Origin of the sequence: Mesorhizobium sp. M0663, assembly GCF_040320585.1 — a bacterium.
Lineage (GTDB): Bacteria > Pseudomonadota > Alphaproteobacteria > Rhizobiales > Rhizobiaceae > Mesorhizobium.
In genome coordinates this window covers 63,989-78,932 of sequence record NZ_JAMYPX010000012.1, presented here as the reverse complement: position 1 = coordinate 78,932, position 14,944 = coordinate 63,989, and the positions used below count along the sequence as shown (strand labels likewise).

Below are 14,944 nucleotides of genomic sequence, written 5' to 3'. Positions count from 1 at the left end.
GCCATGATTGCAGGCGAAACGGGCGACGGGTTTTGGAAGCATGCCGTGACGCCACACAACGAGGCTAGCAAAGGCGACTACGCAAGCACGGTGCTGCTGCCGGGCGACCCGCAGCGCGCTGAATGGATGGCGGAGACCTTTCTGGAAGCGTCGCGCTGCGTCAACCGCCGCCGCGGCGCGCTCGGCTTTACCGGGTTGTTTCGCGGCAAGCCTGTCAGCGTCCAGTCCACCGGCATCGGCGTCCCGTCATTCCTGGTCTACGTGCACGAGCTGCTGGATTTCTACGGTGCGAAAACGTTGATCCGCACCGGCACCTGCGGCGGCCTGACCGCCGAGATGGCGCTGCGCAGCCTGGTGATCGCACAATCGGTGCGCGGCGAAAATGCGGAGAGCGGCCAGGTTTTTGGTCTCTATCGTGCCGATGCCGGCCCCGATCCTGCATTGTTGGCCCAGGCGTTGGCCCGGGCTTCGGAACTCGGGATCGACCATCGGGCCGGGCTGACGATCTGCAGCGACATTTTTTATCATCCGCTGGGGCGCGAACGCTTTGCCGAAGCACAGGCACAGGGGGCGCTCGCCGTGGATATGGAAACCAGCGCACTCTACCGCATTGCGGCCGATTTCGGCGCCCGGGCGCTGTCGATCCTGACCGTCGTCGACAATGTGGCAACCGGCGAGCAGACCGACTATTCCGAACGCCAGGGCCTTTTCACCGATATGACCCGGCTGGCGCTCGACATGGCGGCGGAGAGCTAGGCGGCTTCTACTTCGGAGTACGGAACCTCGCCAGGTTCCGTACTTTTCAACGCTTCGTGCAGGTCGAGGCGGTAAAGGCGCCGTCTGGCTGCTTCATGATGATATCGAAGGACGGGGTGGTTCCGCTTTCCAGCGTCGCCTGCGTAAGCGAGATCGAGTTGCCGCCACTGGTGTAGCCGCCCAGCGGACCCAGCCAGGTGATCACGCCGTCTGCATCCATCTGGTAATTGTAGCTTTGCGGCGCGATGCCGAAGCTCACCGGACCGCTATAGACGTTTCCCTTGATGGTGATGTCGCCGAGGCTGAGGAACATGCCAAGCAGATAGACTTCGCAATGATAGGAGCCGTCCGGCAGCTTGCCGTCGCTGAAGCCGGCGCGCGCTACGGTCGTCGCCGCCAGCAGAAGCATGGCGGTGAAAATGCAAGAAGCTCTGAAGGCCATGGAGTCCCCCGTTAAGGGTTCGAACTTGCCTCATTTCGCTGCGGCGCTGCAATCCTCGCCAGCGCTCATATGATGCTGCTCAAAATTCGGGCATTGGCCTATATGTGAGTAAAACTTAGGCTGATACGAGTGATCTTTTCTCATTTCAAACCTGGCAGGGGAGGTTCATCTCCTGCGGCTAATACATTAACCGACTGACAGGGCTGGGAAATCTCAAACACTCCGATCTTTCGCCGGTGATTGGCACAGCCGTTGCATGGTCCTGTTCCGATGCAGTTAACCAGCTTGGGAGTTTAAAAGTATGAGGGGCAGTTTCTCGACAATAACAAAAATGTTTTCGGCCGGCGTGGTCACCGCCGGCCTGCTGATGAGCATTCCCGCCAGGGCGGCCGACGACACCATCAAGGTCGGCATCCTCCATTCGCTGTCGGGAACCATGGCGATCTCGGAGACGACGCTGAAGGACGCCATGCTGATGCTCATCGAAGAGCAGAATGCCAAGGGCGGCCTGCTCGGCAAGAAGCTCGAGGCGGTGGTCGTCGATCCGGCTTCCAACTGGCCGCTGTTCGCAGAAAAAGCGCGCGAGCTGATCTCGAAGGACAAGGTCGCCGCGGTGTTCGGCTGCTGGACCTCGGTGTCGCGCAAATCGGTGCTGCCGGTGTTCAGCGAGCTCGACAACATCCTGTTCTACCCCGTCCAGTACGAAGGCGAGGAAAGCGAGCGCAACGTGTTCTACACCGGTGCGGCGCCGAACCAGCAGGCCATTCCGGCCGTCGATTATCTGATGAGCGAGGACGGCGGTTCGGTGAAGCGCTGGGTGCTCGAAGGCACCGACTACGTCTACCCGCGCACCACCAACAAGATCCTCGAAGCCTACCTGAAGGCGAAAGGCGTTGCCGCCGAAGACATCATGGTCAACTACACGCCGTTCGGCTTCTCCGACTGGCAGACCGAAGTCTCGGCGATCAAGAAATTCGGTTCGGCCGGCAAGAAGACCGCCGTCGTCTCGACCGTCAACGGTGACGCCAACGTGCCGTTCTACAAGGAACTCGGCAACCAGGGCATCAAGGCCGAGGACATTCCGGTCATGGCCTTCTCGGTTGGTGAGGAAGAGCTTGCCGGTCTCGACACCGCGCCGCTGGTCGGCCATCTCGCCGCCTGGAATTATTTTGAGAGCGTCGACACGCCCGAGAACGCGAAGTTCATCGCCGACTGGCACAAATTCATCAAGAACGACAAGCGCACCACCAACGACCCGATGGAAGCCCATTATATCGGCTTCAACATGTGGGTGAAGGCGGTCGAGAAGGCCGGCACCACCGATCCGGACAAGGTCATCGACGCCATGGTCGGCGTCTCGGTGCCGAACCTGACCGGCGGTTATTCGACGATGATGCCGAACCATCACATCACCAAGCCGGTGCTGATCGGCGAAATCCAGGCCGACGGCCAGTTCGAAACCGTCTCGCAGACGCCGGGCCTGGTGATGGGCGACGAGTGGTCCGACTATCTGCCTGACTCCAAGGACCTGATCTCCGATTGGCGCGCGCCTCTGTCCTGCGGCAACTTCAACGTTGCCACCGGCAAATGCGGCGGCAAGGGAACCAACTGATCCTCCCGGTCTGTCCTCCCAGACCCGCAAGCCTCCGGGCAGGCTCCTCCTCCAGCCTGCCCGGAGGCGACATTCAATCTTCAAGAGCCACCAGAAACCAATGATCCTGATCCGCGCGATTGGCCTGATGCTGCTCCTTCTCCAGGGGACGCTGCTGCCGTCGAACGCCAGCGAAGCAGATCTGCGCGTGGTCATCGCCAAATTCGCCACCGCCGCCAATTTTCCGGCGATAGAAGCCGTGGTGCGGGAGCTTGCGGCTTCCGGCGATCCGGCCGTAGAACGGCCGCTTGCCGCGCTTGCGGAGGGCAGCCTTTACGTGCGCAAGGCCGATTCACTGGTCTTTGTCGGTAAGGAGAGCGGCGACGGCATCGAGCTGCTCGATGCGCTTACCGGCGAAAGATCGGGCGAAGCTGCCAAGGCCGACATCACCAAGATCAAGGTCAACAACACGCTGCGCCGCGTCATTCGCGATGCATTGGGCACGCTGACGCTTGGCTCAAAGGATCCGGCCGTGCGCATTGCCGCCGCCGACACCATGTTCAAAACGCCCGACGCGGCAAACATCGAGCCGCTCGACACCGCCATCGCCAATGAGAGCGTGGCAAGCGTCAAGGCGCTGCTAGAACAGGCCCGCGCCGCGTCGGTTCTCGTTTCCGACAGGCCGGAGGCCGACAAACTGGCGGCAATCGCGCTCATCGGTGCGCGCAGCGACCGCGATGCGGTGTCGCTGCTCACGTCGGTCGAGGCCAGTTCCGAAGGTGCGGTGAAAGACGCGGCGACGGCTGCGATCGCCAACATCAATTCGACGCTGGCGCTGTGGGATGCCGGCCAGAATATCTGGTACGGCATATCGCTTGGATCGGTGCTGCTGCTGGCGGCGATTGGCCTTGCCATCACTTTCGGCGTCATGGGCGTCATCAACATGGCGCATGGCGAGATGGTCATGCTCGGCCCCTACACGACCTTCGTCGTGCAGGAGGTTATCCGTAATTCCTTTCCCGGTCTGTTCGACTGGTCGCTGGTCATCGCCCTGCCGCTGGCCTTCCTGGTGGCGGCGCTCGTCGGCCTTGTCATCGAGCGCGGGCTGATCCGCTTCCTCTATGGACGGCCGCTGGAGACGCTGCTGGCGACATGGGGTGTGTCGCTGATCCTGCAGCAGGCCGTACGCACCATCTTCGGGCCGACCAACCAGGAGGTCGGCAACCCGTCCTGGATGTCCGGCTCGTTCAATATCGGCCAGCTTGCCGTGACCTGGAACCGGCTCTGGATCCTGGTATTCGCGCTCGGCGTGTTCGCGGTGCTGCTCTACGTGATGAAACGCACGCCTTGGGGGCTGCAGATGCGTGCCGTCACCGCCAATCGCCGCATGGCCGCCTCGATGGGCATCAGGACGCCTTGGGTCGATGCGCTAACGTTTGCACTCGGCTCCGGCATTGCCGGCATCGCCGGTGTCGCGCTCAGCCAGATCGACAACGTCTCGCCCAATCTCGGCCGCGGCTACATCATCGACAGCTTCATGGTCGTCGTTTTCGGCGGTGTCGGCAATCTTTGGGGCACGCTGGTCGGCGCTTTCTCGCTCGGCATCGTCAACAAGTTCCTCGAACCTTATGCCGGAGCAGTGCTCGGCAAGATCGTCGTTCTGGTGCTGATCATCCTGTTCATCCAGAAACGCCCGCGCGGCTTGTTTGCGCTCAAGGGCAGGTCGGTGGAAGCATGATCACGGGACGCTTCTTTGCCGCCGGCGCCGACCGCCGTGTCGCCATCACCATCTTCATCCTGCTGGCGGTCGCCATCATTGTGCCGCTGCTCAATCTTGCGGTCTCGCCGACAAGTGCGTTTTACGTGCCGTCCTATATCGTTGCGCTCACCGGCAAATACCTCTGCTACGCGCTGCTCGCCTTGGCGCTCGATCTCGTCTGGGGCTATTGCGGCATCCTCTCGCTCGGCCACGGCGCCTTCTTCGCGCTCGGCGGTTATGCGATGGGCATGTATCTGATGCGCCAGATCGGCTCGCGAGGCGTCTACGGCAATCCGCTGCTGCCGGATTTCATGGTGTTCCTTAACTACAAGGAATTGCCATGGTTCTGGTATGGTTTCGACCATTTCTGGTTTGCCGCGATCATGGTGCTTGCGGTGCCCGGCCTGCTCGCCTTCGTCTTCGGCTGGTTTGCCTTCCGCAGCCGCGTCACCGGCGTCTACCTGTCGATCATCACCCAGGCGATGACCTATGCGCTGCTGCTTGCGTTTTTCCGCAACGACATGGGTTTCGGCGGCAACAACGGCCTGACCGATTTCAAGGACATTCTAGGGTTCAACGTGCAGGCCGACATGACGCGGTCGGCGCTGTTCGCGGCCAGCGCCGTCATGCTGGCGTTTGCCGTCTTCGTCACCTGGGCAATCGTCGGTTCCAAGTACGGCAAGCTTTTGATGGCGGTGCGCGACGCCGAAAGCCGCACACGCTTCCTCGGCTGGCGGGCGGAGAACGTCAAACTGTTCGCATTCACCCTGTCGGCGGTGATGGCCGGCATCGCCGGTGCGCTTTACGTGCCGCAGGTCGGCATCATCAACCCTGGCGAATTCGAGCCGTCCAATTCGATCGAGGTGGTGGTGTGGGCGGCCGTCGGCGGGCGCGGCACCATCGTCGGGCCGATCATCGGCGCGCTTCTGGTCAATGCCGGTAAATCCTGGTTCACCGGCGTGCTGCCTGAATTCTGGCTGTTTGCGCTGGGCGGACTGTTTGTCGCCGTCACGCTGTTCCTGCCCAAGGGCATCATCGGCATGTGGGATTCCTGGCGCGGCAACGCCAAGGCGCTGCGGGCGGCCTCGGTTGCCGAGGAAGTCGGCATCGATCCCGATGCGCCGGTGCCGCCGAAAACCGACCGCTCGGCGGCGAGAAGGCCGGGCGACTGGTCGGCCTCCGGCGCCGAACCGCAGCCGGCGGAGTGATGGCCTGATGTCGAAGAGCAACACCATCCTCTATCTCGACGGCGTGTCGGTTTCCTTCGACGGGTTTCGCGCCATCAACAACCTTTCGCTGGTGCTCGACAAGGGCGAGATGCGGGCGATCATCGGCCCCAACGGCGCCGGAAAGACGACGATGATGGACATCGTCACCGGCAAGACGCGGCCCGACGCGGGTGAAGTTTTCTTCAACGGTGAGGTCGACCTGACCAAACACGACGAGGCCGAAATCGCCATGATGGGCATCGGCCGTAAATTCCAGAAGCCGACCGTCTTCGAAAGCCACACGATCGAGGACAATCTGATGCTGGCGCTGAAAGGCCCGCGCTCGATCTTCCCGGCACTGTTCCATCGTCGCTCGGCCGCGGACGTGCGGCAGATCGACGACATCCTCGGCATCATTCGGCTTGGCGACAAGCGTGACGAACTCGCCGCCAATCTGAGCCACGGCCAAAAGCAATGGCTCGAGATCGGCATGCTTCTGGCGCAGGATCCGAAGCTGCTGCTGGTCGACGAACCGGTTGCCGGCATGACCGACGCCGAGACCGAGGAAACCGCGCGGCTGCTCAGGGACATCGCGCGCGACCATTCTGTCATCGTCGTCGAGCACGACATGCATTTCGTGCGCGAGCTCGGCGTCAAGGTCACCTGCCTGCACGAAGGCTCGGTGCTTTCCGAGGGCAGTCTCGACTTCGTTTCGGCCGACGAGCGCGTCGTCGAAGTCTATCTGGGGAGATGAACATGGTCTGGCGCGTTCCGTTCCATCATTTCGACCTTTCGTTCTTCACGCGTTGGAGAAAACGCTGACCATGCTCGAAGTCTCCAATGCCACGCTGCACTACGGGGCTGCCCAGGCGCTGCGCGGCGTCTCGCTGAAGGCCGGCGGCGGCAAGATCACCTGCGTGCTCGGCCGCAACGGCGTCGGCAAGACCAGTTTGATGAGATCGATCGTCGGCCATCACCGGCTGACGAGCGGAAGCGTTGCCTTCGAGGGGAAGGCGCTCGACCGGAGCGCGGCGTATGATCGCGCCCGGTCGGGCATCGCATTCGTGCCGCAGGGCAGGGAGATATTTCCGCTGCTTACGGTGCGGGAAAACCTCGAATCGGGTTTTGCGCCGTTGAAGCGCGCCGATCGCAACATTCCCGGTCACGTCTTCGAATTGTTTCCGGTGCTGAAGCAGATGCTCGCGCGCCGCGGCGGCGATCTTTCCGGCGGCCAGCAGCAGCAGCTTGCCATCGGCAGGGCGCTGGTGATGCGGCCGAAGCTGCTGGTGCTCGACGAGCCGACCGAAGGCATCCAGCCGTCGATCATCAAGGACATCGGCCGCGCCGTCCGCTATCTGCGCGACCAGGCCGGTATCGCCGTGCTTCTGGTCGAACAATATCTCGACTTCTGCCGGGAATTGGCCGACGAGGTCAACATCATGGACCGCGGTCAGATCGTCCATACCGGCCCCGCCGAGGATCTCGACCGGGCGGACGTCCGCAAATTCCTGACTGTCTGAATTCTTATTGATTCCGTTACTTTGCAACTCTGGCGCGCTGCAGATTGCGTGCTAGATTTTGCTTGGCCTTGGTGAGTCGGCCGCTTTCCGTACCAGTTTCAACTTGGCAGATCAGGGGAAGGCGCGGCCCGCGTCGGCACGCTTGCGCGCAAGCCCTTCCAGCGATCTGTTGTCGTCCAACATTTCGGGTGCTTGGGAGCCAGGGCCAGTCAATGGAGCGCTATGTCGAGGACTACCAGAAACGACGGCTCACGGAGCGCGTCGATATCCTGACAGCCATCAACATTCTGAAATCGCAGGGGTATGACCACGACGAACTCATCGCGGAGATCACCAAGGTCTTCTATGTCGATCTCGATGCTTTCAACGAGATTGTCAGGGTTGATCGGCGTCCGGACGAGCGCGCCGCATAGCCGGTAGTTTAGGACCAAGCCAGGCGGACCACCGACAGCGGGGGCGTCAGCCTGCGACCCGCTTCATCAGCGCGATGGCGCCGAATGGAGCGCGGACCTTGCCCTCGGTGATGAAGTAGACGAACACGTCGCGTGGCTTGACCGGCGCGTCGGTTGAAGGAGCGACACGCGGCAGGTCGGCCGGCACCTTGCCTTCCGCCCAGGTTTTTGCGCGCGCCGCCCATTCATCGAGCGCCTTTGGCGTGTAGCAATCGGGATTGTCGTCGCTGCCGGTCTGCAGCCGCGCATAGATGAAATCGCCGGTGACGTCGGCAATCCCCGGATATTTGGCGTGGTCGGCATAGACGATGGCGGCCTTGTGCTTTCGCGCCAAGGCGGCGAACTCCGGCACGACGAAGCTGTCGTTGCGCACCTCGACCGCATGGCGCAGCGCAACGCCGTCCTGCTTTTCCGGCAACAGCTTGAGGAAGGCCTCGAAATCGTCCGGGTCGAATTTCTTGGTCGGCGCGAACTGCCACAGGATCGGCCCGAGCTTGTCGCCAAGTGCCGCGACGCCCGACCCGAGGAAGCGCATGATCGATTCCCCGGCCTCGCCGAGCACGCGGCGGTTGGTGACGAAGCGGTTGCCCTTCAGCGAATAGACGAAACCATCCGGCGCCTCGTTGGCCCATTTGACGAAGGTCGGCTCCTTGAAGCTCGAATAATAGGTGCCGTTGACCTCGATAGTGAGCACCTGCCGGCTGGCATAATGCAGTTGCTTGGCCTTCGACAATTTGTCCGGGTAGAAGGACGTGTCCCACGGCTCGAAGGTCCAGCCGCCCATGCCGGCGCGGATTGTTCCTGATTGAGTCATGGTCGTCCTCCCGGTTTGCAGAAAAGGATCACGCGATGGCGGTCGTCTCGACGGCTTTCGCCATGTCGACGATCGTCCATCCTGGCCGATATGGATTGGGCCGGCGACCCGTTTCGCGAAAGCCGTAGGCCTTATACAACGAAACGTTCCGTTCCATTCTGGCATTGGTGTAGAGTCGGATTTCCGGCAAGCTCCACAAGCGCGTCTGTTGCTCGGCCCAGTCGAGCAGCCCGATGCCGAAACCCTTGCCCTGAAAGGCGGGCGCAACGGCGACGCTGAAGATCATTGTATGGTCCGCATGTCGTTCGAGAACGATCAAGCCGGCCGGCTGTCCGTCCTGCTCCGAAAGCCAGACCTCGCCGCGTTCTATGCGCGGCGCATAGTCCTCGGTGACGGGGATCGGCGGTGCGCCGAGCAGGGCAGTGTAGGGCGCGTAGGCGTCGGTGGTGAGCGAGATCACCATGGGGAGATCATCGGCCCGAGCGGCTCTCATGATCAAAACTGGCCCGCGCCGGCAGCGGCCGCAATCACCTTGTCCATGCCGGCCGCTATGGCGGCGACGGCATTGCGACTGGCGTCGCCCAAGCCGTGGCGCTCGGCGAGCCAGTGCGCGTCATTGTAGGAGAGCCAGACCTTGCCTTGCTCGTCCTCCCAGGCCAGTGCCTTGACCGGCAGATCGATGCCGGCAAGCTGCCGGTCCTGCATCAGCGGCGTGCCGCCTTTCGGGTTGCCAAAAATCAGAAGCTGGGTCGGACGCAGAGAAGCTTCGACACTGCGCGCACCGGCGGCGTGGTCAATGCGGGCGAAGACCAGCAATCCTGCACGTTCCACAGTCCCGACCAGGCGATCGATCGTTTCGGCCACGCCGAAGCGGCTTTGGACCGTGATGAGACCGTTCTTTGCCATCACTCCGCCGCTTCGCGCTTGCCTCCGGGGCGCCGCTCCAGCAATTCCCTCAGGAACTGCCCGGTATAGCTGCGTTTTTCGCGAACGATGTCCTCAGGCGTGCCGGACGCTACCAGCTCGCCGCCGCCGTCACCACCTTCGGGGCCAAGATCGAGCACCCAGTCAGCGGTCTTGATCACCTCTAGATTGTGCTCGATGACAACGACCGTGTTGCCCTGGTCGACCAGCTCGTGCAGCACTTCAAGCAGCTTGGCGACGTCGTGGAAATGCAGGCCGGTGGTTGGCTCATCGAGAATGTAGAGCGTCTTGCCGGTCGCCTTGCGCGACAGTTCCTTGGCAAGCTTGATGCGCTGCGCCTCGCCGCCCGACAAAGTCGTTGCCTGCTGGCCAACATGGATGTAGCCGAGGCCGACCCGTTTCAGCGTCTCCAGCTTGTCGCGCACACCGGGCACGGCGGCGAAGAAATCGACGCCTTCCTCGACCGTCATGTCGAGAACGTCGGCGATTGATTTGCCCTTGAACAGGACGTCGAGCGTCTCGCGGTTGTAGCGCTTGCCGTGGCAGACGTCGCAGGTGACGTAGACGTCGGGCAGGAAGTGCATCTCGATTTTGATGACGCCGTCGCCCTGGCAGGCCTCGCAGCGGCCGCCCTTGACGTTGAACGAGAAGCGGCCCGGCTGGTAGCCGCGCGCCTTGGCCTCCGGCAGGCCGGCGAACCAGTCGCGGATCGGCGTGAAGGCGCCGGTATAGGTGGCAGGGTTGGAGCGCGGGGTGCGCCCGATCGGCGACTGGTCGATATCGATGACCTTGTCGAGGAATTCCAGCCCCTCGATTCGGTCATGCTCGGCCGGATGCTCGCGCGAGCCCATGATGCGGCGCGACGCCGCCTTGAACAGGGTCTCGATCAGGAAGGTCGACTTGCCGCCGCCGGATACGCCGGTGACGGCGGTAAACGTGCCGAGCGGGATTTCGGCGGTGACGTTCTTCAGATTGTTGCCGCGCGCGCCGACGACCTTCAGCCGGCGGTTCTTCTTGGCCTCACGCCGCACTGCCGGCGTCGCCACTTCCAGCTCGCCCGACAGATATTTACCGGTGATCGAAGCGGGCGTCGCCATGATCTGCTGCGGCGTGCCCTGGGCGATGATGTGGCCGCCATGGATGCCGGCCGCCGGGCCGATATCGACGACGTAGTCGGCATGCAGGATGGCGTCCTCGTCATGCTCGACGACGATGACCGTGTTGCCGATGTCGCGCAGATGCTTCAGCGTGTCGAGCAGGCGGGCATTGTCGCGCTGGTGCAGGCCGATCGACGGCTCGTCGAGCACATAGAGCACGCCGGTCAGGCCGGAGCCGATCTGCGAAGCCAGCCGGATGCGCTGGCTCTCGCCGCCCGACAACGTGCCGGAGTTGCGCGACAGCGTCAGATAGTCGAGACCGACATCGTTGAGGAAGCGCAGCCGCTCGCGGATTTCCTTGAGCACGCGCACCGCGATCTCATTCTGCTTGTCGTTGAGCGAAGCGGGCAGGTCGGTGAACCACTGGTCGGCCTTGCGGATCGACAGCTCGGTGACCTCGCCAATGTGCTTGCCGGCGATCTTGACCGCGAGCGCCTCGGGCTTCAGCCGATAGCCGCGGCAGGCCGGGCAGGGCGTGGCCGACATGAAGCGCTCGATCTCCTCGCGCATCCAGGCGGATTCGGTTTCCTTCCAGCGGCGCTCGAGGTTGGGGATGACGCCCTCGAAGGTTTTCGTCGTCTTGTAGGAGCGCAGGCCGTCATCGTAATGGAAGGTGATTTCGCGCTCGCCGGTGCCGTGCAGGACGGCTTGCTTTGCCTCCTCGCTCAAATCCTTGAACTTGTCGCCGAGCTTGAAGCCATAGGCAACGCCCAGCGCTTCCAGCGTCTGCGCATAGTAGGGCGAGCTCGACTTCGCCCAAGGGCTGACGGCGCCGGCGCGCAGCGAGACATTCTCGTCGGGCACGACCAGGCTGGCATCAATGGCGCGTTGGCTGCCGAGCCCGTCGCAGGTCGGGCAGGCGCCGAACGGATTGTTGAAGGAGAACAGCCTGGGCTCGATCTCGGGAATGGTGAAGCCGGACACCGGGCAGGCGAACTTTTCCGAGAACAGCATGCGTTCATGCGTCTCGTTCTTCGATTTGTTGACCGAATCCTCGCCGGTCTGGCTGGCGTCGAGCGGCTTGTCGGCAAATTCCGCCACCGCCAGCCCGTCGGCCAGCTTCAGCGCGGTCTCGATGGAATCGGCGAGCCGCGTCGCCAGATCGCCGCGCACGACGATGCGGTCGACGACGACGTCGATATCGTGCTTGTACTTCTTGTCCAGCGCCGGCACGTCGGCGATCTCATAGAAGACGCCATCGACTTTGACGCGCTGAAAACCCTTCTTCTGCAGCTCCAGCAGTTCCTTGCGGTACTCGCCTTTGCGGCCGCGCACCATCGGCGCCAGAATGAACAGCCGGGTGCCTTCCTCGACAGCAAGCACCCGGTCGACCATCTGCGAAACCGTCTGGCTCTCGATCGGCAGGCCGGTGGCCGGTGAATAGGGTACACCGACGCGGGCGAACAAAAGCCGCATATAATCGTAGATCTCGGTGACGGTGCCGACCGTCGAGCGCGGGTTCTTCGAGGTGGTCTTCTGCTCGATGGAGATGGCCGGCGACAGGCCGTCGATCTGGTCGACGTCAGGCTTCTGCATCATTTCGAGGAATTGCCGTGCATAGGCCGAAAGGCTCTCGACATAGCGGCGCTGGCCCTCGGCGTAGATGGTGTCGAAGGCAAGCGATGACTTGCCCGACCCCGACAGGCCGGTCATGACGATCAGGCTGTCACGCGGCAGATCGAGATCGACATTCTTCAGATTGTGTTCGCGTGCCCCGCGAATGGAGAGATATTTATGGTCGGCCATCGCCGGTCGCCGCCTCAGAATCTGGAATTCGTGGGATGGGCGGGTTTTCCCGACCACCCCCTATGTAGGCAATTTCGCCGCCTTTTCGAGAGACGCCACAACTCTCGACCAAAGCGTTTAACCGCCTTTCGCGCGAACGGGCAAGCGGAAAGAACAAAGGCCGAACACGCTCCTGACAAAAGCTGCCCGTGGGGCCGGCTTCCCAAAACGTCTCGCGATCACATTTTTCGGTAATCGGCTATTCAAGGTTGACGTCCCTACACCGTGGGGGCAGACTCCAGACGTCAACGAAGCCGGCCGTCTTTCGATGGCCTCGCGGCCTGGGGCTAGCCTGCGAGACGCCGCGGGTTATGCGATGAGCGCTTCGACGACGACAGTCGCAACCAACAGAAGGAGAGCAGAGGCATGACTCCACCGGATTGTTCGTTGAGGCTCCACGTGTCGCTGGAGCCGCGGCAGGTATAAATGGCCAGGGTCAGGCGTTTTCGCTGCCCGCCAAACGGACCTGCTGATCCCCATAAAATCAGAGACTGCTAGTCGGATCGTCGGCTGAATGCCGCGAAGCATCCGAAATAAAATGCCGGCAGTACACTCCCGGCAATTTGGATTTCAGATCCAAGAAGCCCCGTCAGTTGCAAACGCAATGGCGGGGCTGTTCGTTTGAAGCGCAATATTTGTGGTTCACACCAGGCGAACTTAGCGGCTGGAGGGCCTGATCCCGCCGGTAGCGACATCGATGGTGATGCTACCGGAAATCCGAACGTCGGTATCGCCAATCTTGAAGGTGCCGTTGCCGCTGCCTGGAGCCACGTCGTCAGGCTCAGGCTGCGGCGCTGGCTCGGCGATGCGATAATCGCTGGTCACACCGGGCAGGGTGCCCTTTTGCGAAGACGTCGAATTATCTTGGGCAAGTGCCATACCCACCAGCATGTTCGTGCCGGCTACGGTAGCGATGGCAAGGCATAACAGGCTGGATGAGCGGCTGGCGGTCATCGCCGGACTATAGTGCCGCGATAGCGGCAAGACCAGACCGATGGCGCTGAAATTGCGGGCGCTCAATCGCCTCAGTTCCGTCCGCCGGCCCGGCTCGTTCATGCGGCCTGCTTGCGAGTGTCGAAAACATGGTCGACGAGGCCCCAATCCTTGGCCTCCTGCGCGGTCATGAAAAAGTCGCGGTCGAGCGTGCGTTCCACTTCTTCGTAGGTGCGGCCGCAATGGCGGGCGTAAAGATCGGTCATGCGCCGCTTGGTGCGAAGGATGCCCTCGGCATGGCGCTGGATATCGGAGGCTTGGCCCTGGAAACCGCCGAGAGGCTGATGCAGCACGATGCTGGTGTTGGGTAGCGCGATGCGCCGCCCCGGTGTGCCGGCCATCAAAAGGAACGAGGCCATCGAGGCGGCGAAGCCCATACAAACCGTGGAGACCGGGCAGCTGATATACTGCATCGTATCGTAGATGGCGAAACCGCTGGTCACCACGCCGCCCGGCGAGTTGATGTAGAGCGAGACCTCCTTGTCGGGATTGTCGGATTCCAACGACAGAAGCTGGGCGCAGACCAGCGCCGAGGTGCCGTCGTCGATCGCCCCGTTGATGAAGACGATGCGCTCGCGCAGCAGCCGCGAAAATATGTCGAAGGCACGTTCGCCGCGGCTCGACTGCTCGATCACCATCGGCACCAGATTGGCAAGGCCGCTCATCGGTTGTCTCCGTTGACTGTTGTCGTTCAGGCCGCGCGCAGGAAGAGGCGCGGGGTGTTTGCGGCGATCTGTTTGTGCCTGGGAGTGCGCGCTTCAAAGGAAAGCCGGCAACCGGCGCCTGCCATCGCGATCTCCGGCACTGCTGCCCGAGCAAAACCATCATGGACGATGCGCAGATGCGTGCCGCCGGAAACGGTGCGGTCGAGCGTAAAGGTGACGATGCTGTCCACTGGGCTGTCGTTCATTGCGCTGTCCAGGGGACTGCCGGGCGGCACCTGCGTATCGCCGGGCGCCGGCCGCTCCCGCCAGGAATAGCGCAGCAGCCGTCCGGGATCCGCGTCGAGGATTTCGCACTCGATCGGCGCATTCGGCGCTTTAAAGGCAAAGCGGTTGCCGATTTCGGGCTTGATGTCGTTCGGCATCATCCAGGCCGCGAGCAGGTCCGGCACCGTCAGCGCCCGCCACACCTTTTCCGGCGGTTCGGGCAGCTCGCACTCGAACTCGATCTTGTCTGCGGCCATTTCGGCGCGTTCTTTGCCTCGGCTGGTCATTGGTCCATGTCCTTCAAAACCGTCTTGAGCCTTTCGATGCGCTCTGGCCAGAACGCACGGTAGCGTTCGATCCAGCCGAGCAGCGGCGCAAGCCCCTTCGGATCGACGCGGTAATAGGCGTTGCGACCGGCCCGGCGCTCGACCACGAGGCCGGCGCCGCGCAGCACTGCGAGATGTTGCGATACCGCCGGCTGCGATACCGGTATGCCAGTGCGCAGTTCCGACACCGTCATCTCGCCGTCGGCGAGCCGCTCATAGACGGCGCGACGCGTTGGATCCGCTAGTGCCCGAAAAATGTCTGCTTCGATCATGGCGAAAGCATAAGTC

Annotated in this window: 16 protein-coding genes; 7 read left to right on the top strand and 9 right to left on the bottom strand. The window is 62.5% G+C overall.

Annotated elements, in window-relative coordinates; all coding sequences use genetic code 11:
* The first annotated feature begins 45 nt into the window (after positions 1-45).
* Positions 46-756, top strand: coding sequence for a purine-nucleoside phosphorylase (locus NKI54_RS20785; RefSeq protein WP_023674850.1), 711 nt, complete (start codon positions 46-48; stop codon positions 754-756).
* A 46-nt stretch (positions 757-802) separates the two neighbouring features.
* Here the strand turns inward: NKI54_RS20785 and NKI54_RS20780 are convergent, their stop codons facing one another.
* Entirely contained in the window at positions 803-1,198 is a 396-nt protein-coding gene (locus NKI54_RS20780; protein ID WP_023674851.1) for a hypothetical protein, read from the bottom strand.
* A gap of 301 nt (positions 1,199-1,499) precedes the next feature.
* On the opposite strand from NKI54_RS20780, the gene urtA reads away from it, so the two are divergent.
* The 6 genes from urtA to NKI54_RS20750 all read left to right on the top strand — a co-directional run bounded on the left by urtA (position 1,500) and on the right by NKI54_RS20750 (position 7,689).
* Positions 1,500-2,810: an urea ABC transporter substrate-binding protein gene (urtA, locus tag NKI54_RS20775; RefSeq protein ID WP_023674852.1), complete on the top strand. Its 1,311-nt coding sequence runs from the start codon at positions 1,500-1,502 to the stop codon at positions 2,808-2,810.
* Between the two features lie 100 nt (positions 2,811-2,910).
* Positions 2,911-4,527, top strand: coding sequence for an urea ABC transporter permease subunit UrtB (urtB, locus tag NKI54_RS20770; RefSeq protein ID WP_352692312.1), 1,617 nt, complete (start codon positions 2,911-2,913; stop codon positions 4,525-4,527).
* Positions 4,524-5,756: an urea ABC transporter permease subunit UrtC gene (gene urtC, locus NKI54_RS20765; RefSeq protein ID WP_352622614.1), complete on the top strand. Its 1,233-nt coding sequence runs from the start codon at positions 4,524-4,526 to the stop codon at positions 5,754-5,756. The genes urtB and urtC overlap by 4 nt, the downstream gene beginning before the upstream one ends.
* Before the next feature lie 7 nt (positions 5,757-5,763).
* Positions 5,764-6,510 carry an urea ABC transporter ATP-binding protein UrtD gene (gene urtD / locus NKI54_RS20760; protein WP_023674855.1) on the top strand — a complete coding sequence of 249 codons (747 nt, stop codon included), beginning with the start codon at positions 5,764-5,766 and terminating at the stop codon, positions 6,508-6,510.
* A 70-nt stretch (positions 6,511-6,580) separates the two neighbouring features.
* On the top strand, positions 6,581-7,276 hold the full coding sequence (gene urtE, locus NKI54_RS20755) for an urea ABC transporter ATP-binding subunit UrtE (RefSeq protein WP_352692311.1): 696 nt from the start codon (positions 6,581-6,583) through the stop codon (positions 7,274-7,276).
* A 212-nt stretch (positions 7,277-7,488) separates the two neighbouring features.
* Complete coding sequence (locus NKI54_RS20750) at positions 7,489-7,689, top strand: hypothetical protein (protein WP_023674857.1); 201 nt, start codon at positions 7,489-7,491, stop codon at positions 7,687-7,689.
* A gap of 46 nt (positions 7,690-7,735) precedes the next feature.
* Here the strand turns inward: NKI54_RS20750 and NKI54_RS20745 are convergent, their stop codons facing one another.
* The 8 genes from NKI54_RS20745 to NKI54_RS20710 all read right to left on the bottom strand — a co-directional run bounded on the left by NKI54_RS20745 (position 7,736) and on the right by NKI54_RS20710 (position 14,928).
* Positions 7,736-8,542: a DUF72 domain-containing protein gene (locus tag NKI54_RS20745; protein ID WP_352593525.1), complete on the bottom strand. Its 807-nt coding sequence runs from the start codon at positions 8,540-8,542 to the stop codon at positions 7,736-7,738.
* A gap of 28 nt (positions 8,543-8,570) precedes the next feature.
* On the bottom strand, positions 8,571-9,041 hold the full coding sequence (locus tag NKI54_RS20740) for a GNAT family N-acetyltransferase (protein ID WP_352593522.1): 471 nt from the start codon (positions 9,039-9,041) through the stop codon (positions 8,571-8,573).
* Entirely contained in the window at positions 9,038-9,448 is a 411-nt protein-coding gene (locus tag NKI54_RS20735) for a DUF302 domain-containing protein (protein WP_352593519.1), read from the bottom strand. The genes NKI54_RS20740 and NKI54_RS20735 overlap by 4 nt, the downstream gene beginning before the upstream one ends.
* Positions 9,448-12,369, bottom strand: a complete 2,922-nt coding sequence (uvrA, locus tag NKI54_RS20730; protein WP_352593516.1) for an excinuclease ABC subunit UvrA — start codon at positions 12,367-12,369, stop codon at positions 9,448-9,450. Before uvrA ends, NKI54_RS20735 begins: the two co-directional genes overlap by 1 nt.
* A 696-nt stretch (positions 12,370-13,065) precedes the next feature.
* On the bottom strand, positions 13,066-13,464 hold the full coding sequence (locus NKI54_RS20725) for a hypothetical protein (RefSeq protein ID WP_352692310.1): 399 nt from the start codon (positions 13,462-13,464) through the stop codon (positions 13,066-13,068).
* On the bottom strand, positions 13,461-14,066 hold the full coding sequence (locus tag NKI54_RS20720; RefSeq protein WP_352502501.1) for an ATP-dependent Clp protease proteolytic subunit: 606 nt from the start codon (positions 14,064-14,066) through the stop codon (positions 13,461-13,463). The genes NKI54_RS20725 and NKI54_RS20720 overlap by 4 nt, the downstream gene beginning before the upstream one ends.
* A 26-nt stretch (positions 14,067-14,092) precedes the next feature.
* On the bottom strand, positions 14,093-14,617 hold the full coding sequence (locus NKI54_RS20715) for an SRPBCC family protein (protein WP_352455703.1): 525 nt from the start codon (positions 14,615-14,617) through the stop codon (positions 14,093-14,095).
* The gene (locus NKI54_RS20710; protein ID WP_352448759.1) at positions 14,614-14,928 is read right to left on the bottom strand and encodes an ArsR/SmtB family transcription factor; all 315 of its coding nucleotides are present in this window, start codon (positions 14,926-14,928) and stop codon (positions 14,614-14,616) included. Before NKI54_RS20710 ends, NKI54_RS20715 begins: the two co-directional genes overlap by 4 nt.
* Positions 14,929-14,944: the final 16 nt, after the last annotated feature.

Excerpts from the sequence above, each read along its gene's own strand:
- NKI54_RS20780 (WP_023674851.1), bottom strand. The coding sequence starts at position 1,198 with ATGGCCTTCAGAGCTTCTTGCATTTTCACCGCCATGCTTCTGCTGGCG.
- urtA (WP_023674852.1), top strand. The coding sequence starts at position 1,500 with ATGAGGGGCAGTTTCTCGACAATAACAAAAATGTTTTCGGCCGGCGTG.
- urtB (WP_352692312.1), top strand. The coding sequence starts at position 2,911 with ATGATCCTGATCCGCGCGATTGGCCTGATGCTGCTCCTTCTCCAGGGG.
- urtC (WP_352622614.1), top strand. The coding sequence starts at position 4,524 with ATGATCACGGGACGCTTCTTTGCCGCCGGCGCCGACCGCCGTGTCGCC.
- urtD (WP_023674855.1), top strand. The coding sequence starts at position 5,764 with ATGTCGAAGAGCAACACCATCCTCTATCTCGACGGCGTGTCGGTTTCC.
- urtE (WP_352692311.1), top strand. The coding sequence starts at position 6,581 with ATGCTCGAAGTCTCCAATGCCACGCTGCACTACGGGGCTGCCCAGGCG.
- NKI54_RS20750 (WP_023674857.1), top strand. The coding sequence starts at position 7,489 with ATGGAGCGCTATGTCGAGGACTACCAGAAACGACGGCTCACGGAGCGC.
- NKI54_RS20745 (WP_352593525.1), bottom strand. The coding sequence starts at position 8,542 with ATGACTCAATCAGGAACAATCCGCGCCGGCATGGGCGGCTGGACCTTC.
- NKI54_RS20735 (WP_352593519.1), bottom strand. The coding sequence starts at position 9,448 with ATGGCAAAGAACGGTCTCATCACGGTCCAAAGCCGCTTCGGCGTGGCC.
- uvrA (WP_352593516.1), bottom strand. The coding sequence starts at position 12,369 with ATGGCCGACCATAAATATCTCTCCATTCGCGGGGCACGCGAACACAAT.
- NKI54_RS20725 (WP_352692310.1), bottom strand. The coding sequence starts at position 13,464 with ATGAACGAGCCGGGCCGGCGGACGGAACTGAGGCGATTGAGCGCCCGC.
- NKI54_RS20720 (WP_352502501.1), bottom strand. The coding sequence starts at position 14,066 with ATGAGCGGCCTTGCCAATCTGGTGCCGATGGTGATCGAGCAGTCGAGC.
- NKI54_RS20715 (WP_352455703.1), bottom strand. The coding sequence starts at position 14,617 with ATGACCAGCCGAGGCAAAGAACGCGCCGAAATGGCCGCAGACAAGATC.
- NKI54_RS20710 (WP_352448759.1), bottom strand. The coding sequence starts at position 14,928 with ATGATCGAAGCAGACATTTTTCGGGCACTAGCGGATCCAACGCGTCGC.